This is a genomic window from Chlamydiales bacterium, from assembly GCA_016185065.1.
Classification (GTDB): Bacteria; Chlamydiota; Chlamydiia; order Chlamydiales; family Rhabdochlamydiaceae.
Window position 1 is genome coordinate 57,537 of sequence record JACPOL010000009.1, and the last position, 14,781, is coordinate 72,317.

Annotated in this window: 14 protein-coding genes and 1 tRNA gene; 13 read left to right on the forward strand and 2 right to left on the reverse strand. The window is 48.0% G+C overall.

The window, feature by feature from the left end; all coding sequences use genetic code 11:
- Positions 1 to 19 precede the first annotated feature (19 nt).
- From ffh to metG, 9 genes are all read left to right on the forward strand, one after another.
- Positions 20 to 1,360: a signal recognition particle protein gene (gene ffh / locus HYX48_07590; protein ID MBI2743761.1), complete on the forward strand. Its 1,341-nt coding sequence runs from the start codon at positions 20 to 22 to the stop codon at positions 1,358 to 1,360.
- Complete coding sequence (gene rpsP / locus HYX48_07595) at positions 1,351 to 1,671, forward strand: 30S ribosomal protein S16 (GenBank protein ID MBI2743762.1); 321 nt, start codon at positions 1,351 to 1,353, stop codon at positions 1,669 to 1,671. The genes ffh and rpsP overlap by 10 nt, the downstream gene beginning before the upstream one ends.
- Positions 1,672 to 1,684: 13 nt before the next feature.
- Complete coding sequence (gene trmD, locus HYX48_07600; GenBank protein MBI2743763.1) at positions 1,685 to 2,371, forward strand: tRNA (guanosine(37)-N1)-methyltransferase TrmD; 687 nt, start codon at positions 1,685 to 1,687, stop codon at positions 2,369 to 2,371.
- Positions 2,368 to 2,757 carry a 50S ribosomal protein L19 gene (gene rplS, locus HYX48_07605; protein ID MBI2743764.1) on the forward strand — a complete coding sequence of 130 codons (390 nt, stop codon included), beginning with the start codon at positions 2,368 to 2,370 and terminating at the stop codon, positions 2,755 to 2,757. The genes trmD and rplS overlap by 4 nt, the downstream gene beginning before the upstream one ends.
- A 2-nt stretch (positions 2,758 to 2,759) precedes the next feature.
- A complete protein-coding gene (locus HYX48_07610) occupies positions 2,760 to 3,392 on the forward strand; it encodes a ribonuclease HII (protein MBI2743765.1) in 633 nt (210 codons plus the stop codon).
- An 83-nt stretch (positions 3,393 to 3,475) separates the two neighbouring features.
- Positions 3,476 to 4,360, forward strand: coding sequence for a YicC family protein (locus HYX48_07615; protein ID MBI2743766.1), 885 nt, complete (start codon positions 3,476 to 3,478; stop codon positions 4,358 to 4,360).
- Between the two features lie 6 nt (positions 4,361 to 4,366).
- A complete protein-coding gene (gene gmk, locus HYX48_07620; protein MBI2743767.1) occupies positions 4,367 to 4,963 on the forward strand; it encodes a guanylate kinase in 597 nt (198 codons plus the stop codon).
- Between the two features lie 15 nt (positions 4,964 to 4,978).
- Complete coding sequence (locus tag HYX48_07625; GenBank protein MBI2743768.1) at positions 4,979 to 5,209, forward strand: hypothetical protein; 231 nt, start codon at positions 4,979 to 4,981, stop codon at positions 5,207 to 5,209.
- Positions 5,210 to 5,212: 3 nt separating this feature from the next.
- A complete protein-coding gene (metG, locus tag HYX48_07630) occupies positions 5,213 to 7,255 on the forward strand; it encodes a methionine--tRNA ligase (GenBank protein MBI2743769.1) in 2,043 nt (680 codons plus the stop codon).
- Between the two features lie 184 nt (positions 7,256 to 7,439).
- Here the strand turns inward: metG and HYX48_07635 are convergent, their stop codons facing one another.
- The gene (locus tag HYX48_07635) at positions 7,440 to 9,578 is read right to left on the reverse strand and encodes an ATP-dependent RecD-like DNA helicase (GenBank protein MBI2743770.1); all 2,139 of its coding nucleotides are present in this window, start codon (positions 9,576 to 9,578) and stop codon (positions 7,440 to 7,442) included.
- 160 nt (positions 9,579 to 9,738) lie between these two features.
- Here HYX48_07635 and HYX48_07640 point away from each other — a divergent pair.
- Positions 9,739 to 9,810: transfer RNA gene (locus tag HYX48_07640), tRNA-Asn, on the forward strand.
- Between the two features lie 202 nt (positions 9,811 to 10,012).
- Here the strand turns inward: HYX48_07640 and HYX48_07645 are convergent.
- On the reverse strand, positions 10,013 to 11,458 hold the full coding sequence (locus tag HYX48_07645; GenBank protein MBI2743771.1) for an FAD-dependent monooxygenase: 1,446 nt from the start codon (positions 11,456 to 11,458) through the stop codon (positions 10,013 to 10,015).
- A gap of 114 nt (positions 11,459 to 11,572) precedes the next feature.
- On the opposite strand from HYX48_07645, the gene HYX48_07650 reads away from it, so the two are divergent.
- The 3 genes from HYX48_07650 to HYX48_07660 are packed head-to-tail and all read left to right on the forward strand — an operon-like array spanning position 11,573 to position 14,778.
- The gene (locus HYX48_07650) at positions 11,573 to 12,634 is read left to right on the forward strand and encodes a hypothetical protein (GenBank protein ID MBI2743772.1); all 1,062 of its coding nucleotides are present in this window, start codon (positions 11,573 to 11,575) and stop codon (positions 12,632 to 12,634) included.
- Between the two features lie 25 nt (positions 12,635 to 12,659).
- Positions 12,660 to 13,730 carry a hypothetical protein gene (locus HYX48_07655; GenBank protein ID MBI2743773.1) on the forward strand — a complete coding sequence of 357 codons (1,071 nt, stop codon included), beginning with the start codon at positions 12,660 to 12,662 and terminating at the stop codon, positions 13,728 to 13,730.
- Positions 13,731 to 13,755: 25 nt separating this feature from the next.
- Positions 13,756 to 14,778: a hypothetical protein gene (locus HYX48_07660; GenBank protein ID MBI2743774.1), complete on the forward strand. Its 1,023-nt coding sequence runs from the start codon at positions 13,756 to 13,758 to the stop codon at positions 14,776 to 14,778.
- Positions 14,779 to 14,781 lie beyond the last annotated feature (3 nt).

Here is a 14,781-nt window from a genome sequence, read left to right on the forward strand (position 1 = left end):
CTGAAGGTCAATAAATTGGATGTTTGGTTCTCTTACTGAAAAATTTCAGCAGGTCTTCTCTTCGATCGTGGGCAAGAAGAAGCTCACAGAGGAGAATGTTGCTGATGCAGTACGTGAAGTTAGGCTTGCTCTTCTCGATGCAGACGTCAGCTACGCGGTTGCGAGTCAGTTTGTTAAGCGAGTAAAAGAGAAGTCGTTGGGAGATGACGTTATTAAATCGGTCTCTCCCGACCAGCAGTTTATTAAAGTGGTACATGATGAGCTAGCCGCTCTCATGGGGTCTGATGAGGCTCCTCTTGAACTCAAGGGAAGCCCAGCTGTGATCCTTCTCTGCGGGCTACAGGGAAGCGGGAAGACGACGCAGTGCGCTAAGCTAGCGGCTTACCTCAAGAAGAAGGAGTTTAACAAGAAGCCGCTGCTTGCAGCGTGCGACCTTCAGAGGCCAGCTGCAATTGAGCAGTTGAAGCGACTTGGTGCGCAGATTGAAGTGCCAGTCTTTTCAATTGATGGGGAGCTGGACCCTGTAAGAGTCGCGAAAGCGGCTCTGCAAGAGGCGAAGGCGAAAGATTACGATGTGCTGATTGTCGACACAGCCGGCCGTCTGCATCTCGATGAGGCTCTCATGGAAGAGCTAGAGCGAATTAAGGCTCAAGTCTCTCCGCATGAGGTGCTCTTTGTAGCGAGTGCTGCGACTGGACAAGATGCCGTTAAGGTGGCTGCAGAGTTTGATAAGCGCGTTTCGATCACAGGCTCGATCTTAACGATGCTAGATGGAAGCGCAAGAGCGGGGGCTGCTCTTTCGATTAGAGAGGTGACGCAGAAGCCCTTAAAGTTTGAAGGTGTTGGTGAAAAGATAGCTGATTTCCAGGTCTTTAATCCCAGCTCGATGGCCGACCGTATTCTCGGCATGGGCGATGTGATTAACTTGGTTAAGCGCGCTGAAGAGCATTTCGATGAGGAAGAGAATAAGAACCTCGAAAAGAAGCTCAAAAAAGCGACATTCACCTACGGCGACTACATGAAGCAGATGGGAGTAATTAAGAAGATGGGCTCCTTTAAGAGCCTCTTCAAGATGCTTCCTGGTTTTTCTGAGTCGGATGTGGACATGGAGGACTCTGAAAAAGAGTTCAAGAAGACAGAGGCCATGATCCTATCGATGACTCAAGATGAGAGAGAAGAGAAGGTTGAACTCGCACCGAGCAGACGCAGGCGCATCGCAAAGGGGAGCGGGACATCGATCGACGATGTAAACCGGATGATTAAGAGTTTTAAACGTTTGAAACAGTTGTGTAAAGAGATGCCCGGAATGATGAAGGGCAAATCTATGAAGGATATGAAGGAGAATTTTTTATGGCAGTAAAGATCCGTTTGCGTCAACAGGGGAAGAAGAACCGTCAGACATACCGTCTGGTGCTTATCGATGGCCGCTCTAAGCGCGATGGTAAGTATCTGGAGAATCTCGGCTGGTACAACCCATTTGAGAATCAGAACAATTTGAGCGTTAATGCTGAGCGCGTTGCCTACTGGTTAGATAAAGGCGCTGAGATCTCTCATCAGGCGATGACTCTCGTTGCGAAGAGCGCTCCAGAGGTTGTAAAGAACTACCACGAAAAACGCATGGCAACTCGCACTAAGCGCGCTGCGCAAAGAAGAGAAGCTAAGAAGGCTTAAGGCCCTCGTTTTTGTGAAGTTTACTATTTTATCTCTCTTTCCTGGGTATTTCGAAGGGCCATTCAGCGTGAGTATGCTGAAACGCGCGCAAGAGAAAGAGCTGATAGAGATAGAGCAGGTGGACATACGCGATTTTGCTGAAGATAAGCATCGCAAGGTTGATGACCGCCCCTTCGGCGGCGGACCAGGAATGGTTCTGATGCCGGAACCACTGACGCGTGCGATTCGCAGCAGAAGAGGAGAGAGAGCTCGAGTGATTCTCCTCTCTCCGCAAGGAAAAAAGCTCACTGCGGAAAAGTGTCAAGAGCTTGCGAAGGAAGAGCATCTAATTCTCGTCTGCGGCCACTATGAAGGCGTCGATGAGAGGGTGATTGAGAAGGAGATCGATGAGGAGATAAGCATAGGAGACTATGTTTTAACGAATGGGTGTATAGCTGCCATCGTGCTCGTCGATGCGATCTCTCGCTTTGTTCCAGGTGTTTTGGGGCATGAGGAGGCTGCGCAGCAGGACTCTTTCCAGGATGGGATTTTTGATGGACCGCAATACACGCGGCCAGTTGAGTTTGAAGGGCTGCAGGTGCCCGAGGTGCTACGAGGCGGCAACCACGCTGACATCGAAAAATGGCGAAAACAGAAGGCTCTCGAAAAAACTAGAAGAGTACGACCAGAACTAGAGTTTAGATTAAGAGGATCCAAATGAAACAGAATCAAGTTATTCAAGCTGTTGAGGAAGCTCAGCTAAAAGAGAACATCCCTTCATTCCGCGTGGGCGACACAATTAACGTCCATATGCGCATTGCAGAGGGTGAAAAAGAGCGTATTCAGCTCTTCAGCGGCACTGTTATCGCAAAGCGTGGCAGCGGCCTTTCTGAGACCGTAGCCCTCTATCGCTTCTCATATGGAGCTGGTATGGAGAGAGTCTTCATGCTTCACAGCCCTAGAATTTCTAAGATTGAGGTGGTCAAGATTGGTAAAGTGCGCAAGAGCAAGCTCTACTATCTCCGCGGCACTTCAGGCAAAGCTTCTAAAGTTAAAGAGCAGATCGGACCTGTTAAAGCGAAAGCGACAACAACTGCTACGACATAAAAATGGTCGCGATCTCTTACAAAAAGCATACAGCTTTTGAAGAGACTGCGCGCCAAAAAGGCTACCAGTTCATCGCTGGTGTGGACGAGGCTGGACGAGGTCCTCTTGCAGGACCCGTCGTAGCCTCGGCCTGTATCCTTCCGAAGGGTCTCGTGATTGATGGTGTCAATGATAGTAAAAAATTGACTCCAGAAAAACGCGCAGAACTATTCAAAATTCTTACAGAAAATCCGCAAATTTCTTTTGGCATCGGCGTTGTAGACGCCCCTACCATCGATCAGATTAATATTTTGCAGGCCTCACTTCTGGCCATGCAGATCGCCATTGATAACCTTCCCGAAAAACCAGATTTTATCCTCGTAGATGGCCCGCATCTTCCTAAGACTCAGATCCCAGGGCTAGCTGTGGTGCATGGAGACTCTCGTGTCTTTTCCATCGCTGCTGCGTCGATCATTGCTAAGGTGACAAGAGATCAGATGATGAGAGAGTATGATGCTAAGTATCCCCAATATGGGTTTATAAAGCATAAGGGCTATGGAACTGCCGCTCACCTTTCCGCCATCGCAGCCCATGGCCCCTCGCCCCTCCACAGAATGAGCTTTCACCCTTTCACTTCCCGAGAGGAGAAGGGCTAGGATAGGTTCTTGACATCCAATCATTTAATCTCCTATTCTAGGAGGCTACTTCAAGAGTCTAGATAAGGAATTTTTGCACTTCAATGGTCAGAAGCATGACGGCCTATGGCCGTGCCACAAAAGATAATCCATTGGGCTCCTGGGCAGTTGAGATCCACTCCGTCAATCGGAAGATGCTCGACATGCATCTCATGATGCCCAAAGAGTTTCTACGCTTCGACCTCGACGTAAGAAAATGGATCGCAGACCAGATCCAGCGCGGGCAAGTGAATGTCCGCATCGTACACACATTAAACGAAAAGAGCATCGCACCCTCCATCAAAACTCTCAAGCAGTTTAAGGGGATGTGGGAGAAGGTTGCAGAAGAGCTCGGTTACGATCCTTTAGCTGAAGTCGATCTGCCTTTTCTTCTCGACAGAGCGCCGCAGAGTAGTACGCTTGAGCAGCCAGAGCAAGATGAGGAGCTAAAAGCTTCACTAAAAGATGCTGTTGGTTCTGCTTTAAAAGAGATGATGGAGATGAAGGTTCGAGAGGGAAAGCACCTCCACGACGACCTGCTCGGAAGACTTAAAATCATCGAAGATGCAGCTCAGAAAGCTAAGCTAGCTGCTCCGCAGATGATGGATAATTTTAGAAAGAAGTTACTTGAGAGAATAAGCTCTCTCTCTCTATTGCCGCAGACTCCAGAAAATGAAGAGAGGCTCTTTAGGGAGCTCTCTTTCTTTGCTGAAAAGGGCGATGTTACAGAAGAGCTCACGCGTTTAGACTCGCACATTGCTCAGTTTCGTCACTACTTAAAATCTGGCGAAAAAAGCATAGGTAGAACGCTCGATTTTCTCACTCAGGAGATCCATCGAGAGATTAATACGCTATCGGCGAAGTCGCTTGAAACCGAGCTCTCTTATTTAACAGTGCTCATGAAGAGCGAGTGTGAAAAGATTCGCGAACAGCTGCAGAACATCGAGTAAAAAAGAATGGCTGAAAGAGTTTTAGGAAATCTATCGAAAGGAAAAGTCTTTGTTCTCAGTGCGCCTGCAGGAACTGGTAAGACAACGCTTGTGCGTATGCTGCGCGAAGAGTTTCCTGTTATTACAGAGAGTATCTCCTGCACAACTAGGCCGCCGAGAGCTGGTGAACTCGCAGGAGAAGACTACCATTTCCTTACCGATCAGGAGTTTAAAGAGAGAATCAAGAGCGGCGATTTTTTAGAGCATGCAGAAGTGTTTGGCTACCATTACGGCACATCGAAGGCCTTTGTTGTTAAGCAGCAAGAAGCGGGGCGACACGTCTTTCTGGTTATCGATACTCAAGGCGCTATGCAGCTAAAGAAGAGAAAGTTTGAGGCGATCTACATCTTTATTAGCCCACCTTCTTTAGACGAATTAAAAACGCGCCTTATCAACCGAAAGACGGAAGATGAAGAGTCGATGAAGCGCAGGCTCTCATGGGCGGAAGAAGAGCTTAAGCAGGCTGTAAATTACGACTACCATATCGTCAATCAGAATTTAAACATTGCATATGACATTTTGAGAAGTATCGTCATTGCAGAAGAACATAGAATCACAAAATAAAGAGAGGAAAATCAAATGAAAGACCTTCTGACAAACGAGAAGTTAAAAGGACTATTCAAGAGCAATTTCGAACTTGCAAGACATGCGATTCAAATTGCACGCTACTATGTTAAGTCGGGAAGAGAGCTCTACATCGATGATCTTTTAGAAGAGATTCGCTTTAATCCTAAAGAGAACTTTCTAGAAGAGATGAAAGAGCAGGATGCAAAAGAGCGCGCAGCATCGCACGATTCTGACGAAGGCTAATTAATGGCGAAGAAGGTTCTCATTACCTCTGCGCTTCCTTATGCGAATGGACCGCTGCATTTCGGTCACATTGCAGGGGCCTATCTTCCAGCAGACTGCTACGCTCGTTTTCAGCGGCTGATGGGAAGCGATGTTCTCTATATCTGCGGCTCAGATGAGCATGGCGTGGCAATTACACTCAGCGCTCAAATGGCTGGAAGAACTCCCAAAGAACACGTGGATCTCTTCCACAAGATCAATGAGAACTTTTTTAAGCAGCTCAACTTCTCCTTCGACCACTATTCGCGCACAACCTGGCCGGGTCACGTTGAGACGACTCAACAGTTTTTTCTCGATCTACTAAAAAACAACTTCATTGAGGAGAGGGTCACCTCTCAGCTCTATTCCGAAGAGGATAAGCGATTTCTGGCCGACAGGTACGTGATAGGAACCTGTCCCAAGTGCGGTTTTAAAGAGGCGAGGGGAGATGAGTGCCAGAAGTGCGGTGCGAGCTATGAAGCAACCGACCTGATCGAGCCAAAATCGAAGATCTCAGGAAAAGCTCTAACACTCAAACCGACGAAGCACTGGTTCCTCCGCTTCGACCTCTTCAAAGAGCGCCTCGGCGAGTGGCTGCAGACAAAAAACTGGAAGCCTAACGTTCTCAACTTCGCAAAGTCCTACGTCGATGATTTAAAGCCTCGCGCCATCACCCGCGACTCGGACTGGGGAATTCCCGTGCCGCTTCCAGGAAGTGAAGGAAAAGTTTTTTACGTCTGGTTCGATGCGCCTATTGGCTACATCTCTGCTACGAAGGAGTGGGCCGAGAAGAGGGGAGATCCCAATGCATGGAAAAACTACTGGCTCGATATCGACACTCAGTACGTCCAGTTTATCGGAAAGGATAACATTCCGTTTCATGCTGTCTTCTTTCCTGCGATGGTTATGGGTCAAGATGTGCCCTATAAGCTGGTCGATCAGCTGCCAGCGAATGAGTTTTTCAATCTCGAGGGCAAGCAGTTTAGCAAGTCCGAAGGCTGGTATATCGATCTTGAGACATTTTTTCAGAAATTTACCCCTGACCAGATCCGCTACGCGATTGCTGCCAATGCGCCTGAATCGCAAGATTCAGAGTTCACTTGGAAAGATTTCCAACTTCGCTGCAACAGCGAGCTGCTAGGAAAGTATGGCAATTTGGCTAGCCGCGTTCTCGTGTTTGCAGCAAACAACTGCGAAGCAAAGGTTCCTGAGAAAAAGGATCTCCAAGAGATCGATAGTAGCTTCTTGGAGAAGATTCAGCACCTCGTGAAAGAGATTGCAGAAGCTTACGAGACCTTCCACCTGAGAAAGGCAAGCTCTCTCGTCATGGAGCTTGCACAAGCTGGCAACGTCTACTTCGATGCGAAAAAACCTTGGCAGGCAAATAAAGATCCTACGCGCAAGCAAGAGATGCTAAATGCTATCGCCTGCTGTCTAGAGTGTTTGAAGGCACTTGCTGTTGTTTCGTTCCCTTTAATTCCCGAAACAGCAGAGCGTCTCTGGACGCTTCTCGGCTATACGAAGCCCCTTACATCAAAAAATTGGAAAACGCTCATTGCAGAGGAGATTCCAGAAGGCAGAGCCCTTCCTCCTCCCGTCCACCTCTTTGCCAAGGTGGAAGATGAGCTCATTCAGAAGGAGATTGAAAAATTGGAAACACTTACCTCTTCAGCCACACCGCCAGCTCCTGCAGTTCCATTAAAAGAGCAGGTCTCTTTTGATGAGGTACGCAAGCTCGACCTCCGCGTAGGTCAGATCCTTGCCGTAGAGCGCATTCCCAAAAGCAAGAAGCTTCTTAAACTCTCTGTAGATCTCGGCTTTGAAAAACGCACGATCGTGGCAGGTATCGGAGAGAAGATGGAAGATCTGAATCTTCTCATCGGTAAAAAGGTGGTTATCGTCGCGAATCTGAAGCCCGCTGCCTTAATGGGCGTCGAGAGCCAAGGAATGCTCCTCGCAGCTGACACCTCGCTTGGGATCGAGCTGCCCGCCTTCCAGAACGCTCTTCCAGGCACCCCCGTCACCTAAATAGATCTACTAATTCAAAACGGTAAAGATTTTTACACAGAGATCACAGAGACACAGAGAAAGAAGAGAAGATCATCTTTTCTGCTCACCGCAGAAAAGATGAATGCTCTGCCCCTTTGCGGCATTTTTTTTCTTCTCCTCCCTCTCTGTGTCTCTGCGATCTCTGTGTAATTCCCACTCTGTCTTACATGGAGCGCAGGACAGCTTCTGTGAGTCCGGTGTAGCGCTTTTTTACCTCTTCATTGTTAACAGCAATCGCAAGCGCCTTCTTAGTTCCCACAAGGACTACGAGGCGCTTGCCGCGCGTAATTCCGGTGTAGAGAAGGTTGCGATTTAGCAGTTTAAAATGGCAGGTGTGGATCGGCATCACGATGCAGGGGCACTCGCTTCCTTGATACTTGTGTATCGAAGCTGCGTAGGCGAGAACGATCTCATCGAGCTCTGAGAATTCATACATAACGGACTTCTCATCAAAGATCACTTTTACCTGCTGCTCAGTCATGTCGATTGCAGAGATTCTGCCAATGTCGCCGTTATAGACCTCTTTCTGATAGTTATTTCGCATCTGCATCACCTTATCGCCAACATGGAAGCTCTTTCCCATGCGTATAAGAGGGGAGGGGGAGGGATTGAGAGCCTGCTGCAAAACCATGTTCAAGTTCTCTGTGCCAATTACACCTTTTTTCATCGGCGCCAGAACCTGAATCTCATCAAATCTGTGAAACCTGTGGCTACGCGGCAGACGCGTTGAGACCAGTTCCACAATCTCTTCTAGAATTTTCTCCGGCTCTTCGATGTCAAAAAAGAGAAAGTCGCTATTGGGCTTTGGATAGATCTCTGGAAAGACGCCCTGATTGATTTTGTGGGCATTTGTAACGATTGTAGAGCCCGCAGCCTGGCGGAAGATCTGCTTGAGCTCAATCAGCGGAATAAATGCCGAGCGGATCAGATCTTTTAATACGTTTCCTGGACCCACACTGGGAAGCTGATCCACATCTCCAACCAGAATCACGCGTGCATTGCTTGGAACCGCTTTCAGCAAGTTGTGCATGAGAAAGGTGTCGATCATGCTCGCTTCGTCGACGATAAGAAGGTCGCACTCGAGCTGATTATCCTTCCCGCGTTTAAAGCCCCCTTGGGTGAAGTCCATCTCTAGCAAGCTGTGGATCGTTGAGGCGCGGTGTCTTGTGATCTCTGCAAGGCGCTTTGCAGCGCGTCCTGTGGGTGCAGCAAGGAGGATTCGACTGGTTAGTTTAGACGTGATCGTTAAGATTGCTTTTGTGATCGTGCTCTTACCAGTTCCTGGTCCGCCCGTGATGATCATCAGCTTCTCTTTTAACCCCGAGCAGACCGCCTCGCGCTGTTCCGGAGCCAGATCGATGCGTAGCTGCGTCTGGACCCACTCAATCGCTTTGGGAAGGTCTACACTGCGTAGTGGGGAGGGAGTTTGAGAAAGACGCGCGATCTCTCTTGCGATGCCGATCTCTGCTAAATAGAGAGGCTTGACCCAGAGATGAGAGTTCTCCTGGATAATATACCCATTTTTCACAAGGGTCGTTAGCCTCTCTGTGATGAGCGCAGGATCGACCTCGAGAATTGCGCCGGCAGCGGGTACAAGCTCGCTTTCTGGCATACAGACGTGGCCCTCCCCGGATAGCTCCCAGAGAACGTGCTCGATGCCTGCATCGATTCTCTGAGGCGCGTTCTGAGGCACGCCAACCCCTTTTGCAATCGAATCTGCGCTCTTAAACCCGATCCCGTGGATCTCTTTTGCCAGTGCGTACGGGTTCTGCATCACCTTGTCGATGCTCTGCTCGCCGTAGGCTTTAAAAATTTTATGAGCATAGGCGGGACTCACCCCATGCCCTCTTAAGAAGATCATGACATTGCGGATCGTCTTCTGCTGGCCCCAGCAGACGAGAATATTCTCAATTCGCTTCTCTCCAAGTCCTTCAACTTCGTTCAGCCTCTTGGGAGACTCCTCGATGATCTGAAGGGTTGAAGCTCCAAATTTTTTGACAATACGCTCTGCATAGGCGGGGCCGATTCCCTTGATCATTCCCGATTCGAGATACTTCTGAATGCCGATCACATCGGAGGGAGCCTGAAGGTCGAAACTAACAATTTCAAACTGCTGACCAAACTTTGAATGGCGCTTCCAAGACCCCTTGCAGCGGATCGTCTCTCCGGGTTGCAGAGCGGGCAGGCAGCCGACGATTGTGGTTAGATCCTGCTTCTTCGGCTCCTTCAGCCTAGCGACAGTAAAGCCCTGCTCGCTATTGCTAAAGATAATGCTTTCAATGTACCCGTAGATCTCATCCATGGGGCTCAAGTTAACACCTCTTCGATTTATTTTTTAGCGAATATGAATCCCGCTTAGCCCCGGCTCTCTAAACGGCCGGGATTGCGGCGAGGAGCCCTTCCTGCCCATTTATGAAAACATTGCCTTTAATTCACATTCTTTTCTAAAATTCCCCCCGTATTCCGGATTAGCTCAGTGGTAGAGCAGCGGACTGTTAATCCGTTGGTCGTAGGTTCGAATCCTACATCCGGAGTCTAGGCGCTAGGGGGCAACCTCTAGTGCCTTTTTTCTTCCCCTACCCCAACCTTTTCAAGCTTTTAGTTGAACGGTCCCTCGCCGCAATCTCGGCTCTTCAGGGCTGAGTCTAGGCGGGATTCATATTCTCTTTTATCCTTAAGCCGAAGAGAATCTACTTCATTATCTATGACGCATAAAGATTTAATTCGTCGCTAATTTTAGTTCGAATCGTTACCTCGTAAAGAGCGTCCTTTAGGTCCGTCACCTTCACGTAGTACACTTTTGGAGTGTAGAAGTTTCACAGCCTCGGCTGAATCCTTCACTTTAGAGGCACTACGCGCTAACATCTCTTCTTCAAATTCAGTGAGTACAACTTCTCTTAATCCGCTCTCTCTCCATTTAGGGAAGAGAGTACACGCGATTGAAATTTTGCGAGCCAGTGCAAGTGCATCTAGCAGTGCTTGATTTGCACCTTGTCCTTTGAATGGACTCATGGGGTGAGCGGCATCTCCAATCAAGGTAACTGCCCCGGCTTTTTCCAATAATTCCGACTTGAGCACTTCTCGGTCATACACGGGATAACCTGAGATTTGTGCCGGAAGGGTTGCTGATAAAATTTGAGGAATGGGCTTATGCCACTGTGCTCTACGACACGCTTCTTCTTTAAGTGCTTGAGCTCCTCGAGCGCTTAAGGTTTTGGCTTCTTCTTCCGGCATGGGGAAACTAAATTGCCACATTACCGAATCTAACGAGTAAGGCATCACGTAGATTCGCTCATGGCCATTGACGGTTTGAAAGACGGTGGCTGAGTCGAGTAGAGAACTCTCAATACCCTTAAGAGCCTCTAGAGAACAGATACCCAAAATCACCAGGTAACCCAGGTAACGTAAGGGAGTAATATCCTCACCAATTAGCAAGCTGCGCACAACGCTACGAATACCATCGGCACCCACCACCAGATCAGCCTTAACACTCTTCATCTCTTTGTGAACTTGAAAGCTTAGCTCGACGCTTTTATCTTCACATTGCTTAAAGCTAACTAAGCGGTGCCCCCAATGCACGGCATTATGCTTGCTTAATTGCTCAAGCAAAGCCAGGCGCAGTGCCTGTCGAGGGATGTGCACATTTTTACGCTTTGGAGACTTTTTAATGTTTAAATGCGTCCTTGCTCCCCATTCACTAATTTCTTTTCCATCTGTAGTATGCACCACGTGGCGTGTAGAATTAACCCCATCTTTTAAAAAGAAGAGACCTAATCCTTTTATTGCGTTACTTGCTTGTTGTAAGGTAAGTCCGTAACCCTGAGCTCGTGCATCAAAGCTGCTATCGCGTTCGTAAAGGGTAAATGGAATCCCACGATGCAAACAAGCAACAGCCAGCGCCACGCCTCCTATACCTGCACCAATAATTGCCACGTGTGGATAATTTTCTGAATCTGCTAGGGGATGACTAGAAGTAGGAATCAAACCAGATCCACTGCAATTATCGCATAAATATTGAGTAAGTTTAGGACGATCCGAAGCCCTTCCTTCACCCCGAGTTTTTTCATATTCATTAATTGCTATTTGGAAGCGAATTCTCGATTTCTTGCGAAGCCTATAGGTTTTTTTTCCGCGTCCATAGCATTTTGGGCAAATAGTCCAATAGGCCTCTCTACTTTCCATTTTCTATCCTCTTTTATTCCTGGGTTCTAGGATCTCAAGCATCTGGGTTGACATCAACTCAAAATTTAAGTTTAAATGTTCCGCTTTGTTCTAAAAAGGGATCGGTGGCGGATCATGCGGTTTTTTTTAGGGATGATCGCACTTCTTGCTGGCATCTCAAGTCTAAGTGCTGCCGATTCACAGGCTGCTGTTCAAGCAACGCAAGAGAGTAGCAACGGCCTTCCAAACATCTCCGCTCGCTTTCATCCCGAGTCTACGAGTCTGGATGTTTTTGCCGACCTCCTTGTCTGGTGCGCAAAAGAGAGCGGCTCTGAAAACTGGGCTCAGGTGATTACCGCCAGCGGTGCAAAAACTAAGTGCGATGTAAGGGACGTCCGTTTTGATTGGGATGCCGGTTTTCGTGCAGGCCTTGGTTATGGCATGAAGCACGACCAGTGGGATACGCAGCTCTATTACACCTGGTTTCGCACGCGAGGGAGCGATCATGTTTCCAGCACCCCTGGCACTGTTTTCTCAGCGTATCTCGGCAATTTCTATGTTGATAATCAGAATGGAGCAGGAATCTCGGGGATAGCCTATCAGAAGGCGAGCATGGAGTGGAAGATTCATTTCAGCATGTTTGACTGGGAACTTGGTAGAAATTTTCGAGTCAGTCGAGCGCTATCTCTACGCCCATTTATTGGTCTGAAGGGAGGATGGATTCATCAGTCGATTCACACAAAGTGGCACAATTCAAACCGTTCAGGCGCAGAATTTTTTAAAGAGGGAAGAGAGAATCTAAAGAACAACTTTTGGGGGATTGGTCCAAGTGCTGGTCTCAATACAAAGTGGGATCTTTTTGTTCGACAAAAACACTCCTTTAACCTGTTTGGAGACCTCTCTGGAGCTATCATGTGGGGGCACTGGACGTTGGGGGATGTTTATAAAAACAATATCGAACAGGAAGTCGTTGTCAAACTCTCTCATATCAATAGTGCCGCCGTCACTTTGAGGACATTTTTGGGATTTGGATGGGATGCTACCTTCAATCGCGACCGGTCTCATTTTTCAGCGAAATTGGGATATGAGATGCAGTTCTGGCTAAACCAGCTTCAACTCTACTTTTTTGATACCGGCAGGCTGGATAACGTATTGACTTTGCAAGGGGGAACGCTTGAGTTTCGCTTTGATTTTTAATTTAACTTGCGTCGCATAGAGAAGCATGAAAAAGTTTCTACTCTTCATTTTGACTGCGTCGATGTTGCTACTTCAAATGCGAGTTGATGCATCTGATACGATTAGTTCAGATGGGCAGAAACAAGAGCTAGCGCGTGGTCTGCCGAACGTTTCATCACGCACCGCTGGAAGCTGGGATCTATCTGCCGACGCCTTTGCATGGTACGCTTCGGAAGAGGCTTCCGCAATTTGGGCAGACGTTCTCAAGATTGGAAAAAACACGAGCTCCTTTGGTGTGCCCGATATCAACTTCAATTGGGATTTCGGCTTTCGAGTGGGTGCTGGGCGCAATCTAGAGTATGATCAGTGGGATACACAGCTCAATTGGACCTGGTTTCGCACAGAAGCCCATAAGGAGATACACCTTCTTCCAGAATTCATTTCAATTGCAGGTAAAATCTTAATAACTGAAGAGATTCACCCCGAATTTTTTGCAGCGGATCTTGGCAGTAACTTTGCAGAAAGCGCAAAGATACGCTGGTCTATTCTCTTCAATATGTTCGATTGGGAGTTGGGCCGCACCTTTTGGGTGAGCAAGGGACTATCTCTACGTCCCTTTATCGGCCTTAAAGGGGGATGGATCGACCAGTCCATTCATGTGAATTATAAGAATCTGATTATTGCCAATGCTTTCACAAGTAGCTCTGCTAAGGAGCAGGTGAAAAATAACTTCTGGGGCATAGGACCCGTTGGCGGAGTAAATACCAAGTGGAAATTGCGTAATTTTGGCACGCATTTCCCCAGCCTTTTTGGAGATTTTTCCATAGCTACTTTATGGGGAACCTGGAGCTGCAGTGATGTTTACAAAGAAACAACTGGGAAAAGAGTTTCTGTGCATACCCGAAATTCAACGCTTGGCGCTCTAATGTTAAGGGGATTTCTAGGAACGGGGTGGGATGTTGATATTAAGAAGGGAAGATCGCATTTTTCCACACGAGTAGGTTACGAAATGCAGCTCTGGGTGAATCAGCTTCGAGTTGCTACATCTCAGCTGGTGCGATTGCATGGCGATTTGACTCTTCAAGGGGTGACTCTCAATTGTCGGTTCGATTTTTAACGCTCTCTAGATGAGTAAGAGGAAAATGAGAAGTGCTTTACTGCGAGTAGTTATTGTTCTTGTAATGTGGACAGGGGGAGAGCTCTTTGCTGACTCTACTGGTCTCCAGATGCAAAGAATGGATAGCGGTCTGCCGAACCTCTCCGATCGGCCGATAAAGCAGGATAGAAACATCGATGTTTTTGTAGATGCGCTCTACTGGCATACCAGTGAAACGATCGACTGGTCATTCACGATCGCACCAAATCACAATTTTGAACGAACCACTTATAAGACAATCTCCTTCGGTTGGGATCCCGGCTTTCGTGTTGGCCTGGGTTATAATATGCACCACGACCAGTGGGACACCCAGATCGCCTATACCTGGTTTCAGACGCAGGCAAGGGATCATGTGAAAGGGGCAGTCACATCGGCGTTCCTAGCTGCTAGACTCTCTTTATTAGAGCCTTTTAAAACTGGGAAAGTGCGCTTTGATGTGCACTACAACATGTTCGACTGGGATTTGGGCAGGAGTTTCCTCGTTAGTAGATTCCTGTCTCTGCGACCCTTCATTGGTGTGAAAGGGGGCTGGATCAGTCAGAAAATTCACATGAAATGGACAACTCCGAATTTTCTGGGACTTGGCACTTTATATTTCGCTGACGAGAATGTGAAGAACAACTTCCGAGGAGGAGGCCCGAAAGGAGGCGTCAATGGGAAGTGGATTCTCGGAAGCGTGAACAGGCACGCTTTCAGCATCATCAGCAACTTCTCAGCAGCCTACATGTGGGGGCGCTGGACGCTGCGCGATGAGTTTGTCGATGTGCTTTTAACCCAGACTTCCATTCCTATGAAAGCTCGAAACTTTGGTGCGCTTATGTTTCAAGCATTAATGGGCTTCGGTTGGGAGTTTAATTTTGACAAGAACCGCTCTCACTTCGCTCTGAAGTTGGGCTACGAGATCGAAGACTGGATGAGTCAATTTCAAGTCTTCTCAGATGCCTCTGGCACACAGAACTCAGATCTGGTCCTGCAGGGGCTCACTGCCGACCTGCGCTTAGACTTTTAAGAT

What these genes read in the sequence shown, in the direction of transcription:
- ffh (MBI2743761.1), top strand. Translation starts at nt 20, where the DNA reads ATGTTTGGTTCTCTTACTGAAAAATTTCAGCAGGTCTTCTCTTCGATC.
- HYX48_07660 (MBI2743774.1), top strand. Translation starts at nt 13,756, where the DNA reads ATGAGAAGTGCTTTACTGCGAGTAGTTATTGTTCTTGTAATGTGGACA.
- rpsP (MBI2743762.1), top strand. Translation starts at nt 1,351, where the DNA reads ATGGCAGTAAAGATCCGTTTGCGTCAACAGGGGAAGAAGAACCGTCAG.
- HYX48_07610 (MBI2743765.1), top strand. Translation starts at nt 2,760, where the DNA reads ATGGTCGCGATCTCTTACAAAAAGCATACAGCTTTTGAAGAGACTGCG.
- HYX48_07645 (MBI2743771.1), bottom strand. Translation starts at nt 11,458, where the DNA reads ATGGAAAGTAGAGAGGCCTATTGGACTATTTGCCCAAAATGCTATGGA.
- HYX48_07650 (MBI2743772.1), top strand. Translation starts at nt 11,573, where the DNA reads ATGCGGTTTTTTTTAGGGATGATCGCACTTCTTGCTGGCATCTCAAGT.
- gmk (MBI2743767.1), top strand. Translation starts at nt 4,367, where the DNA reads ATGGCTGAAAGAGTTTTAGGAAATCTATCGAAAGGAAAAGTCTTTGTT.
- metG (MBI2743769.1), top strand. Translation starts at nt 5,213, where the DNA reads ATGGCGAAGAAGGTTCTCATTACCTCTGCGCTTCCTTATGCGAATGGA.
- HYX48_07625 (MBI2743768.1), top strand. Translation starts at nt 4,979, where the DNA reads ATGAAAGACCTTCTGACAAACGAGAAGTTAAAAGGACTATTCAAGAGC.
- HYX48_07635 (MBI2743770.1), bottom strand. Translation starts at nt 9,578, where the DNA reads ATGGATGAGATCTACGGGTACATTGAAAGCATTATCTTTAGCAATAGC.
- HYX48_07615 (MBI2743766.1), top strand. Translation starts at nt 3,476, where the DNA reads ATGGTCAGAAGCATGACGGCCTATGGCCGTGCCACAAAAGATAATCCA.
- HYX48_07655 (MBI2743773.1), top strand. Translation starts at nt 12,660, where the DNA reads ATGAAAAAGTTTCTACTCTTCATTTTGACTGCGTCGATGTTGCTACTT.
- rplS (MBI2743764.1), top strand. Translation starts at nt 2,368, where the DNA reads ATGAAACAGAATCAAGTTATTCAAGCTGTTGAGGAAGCTCAGCTAAAA.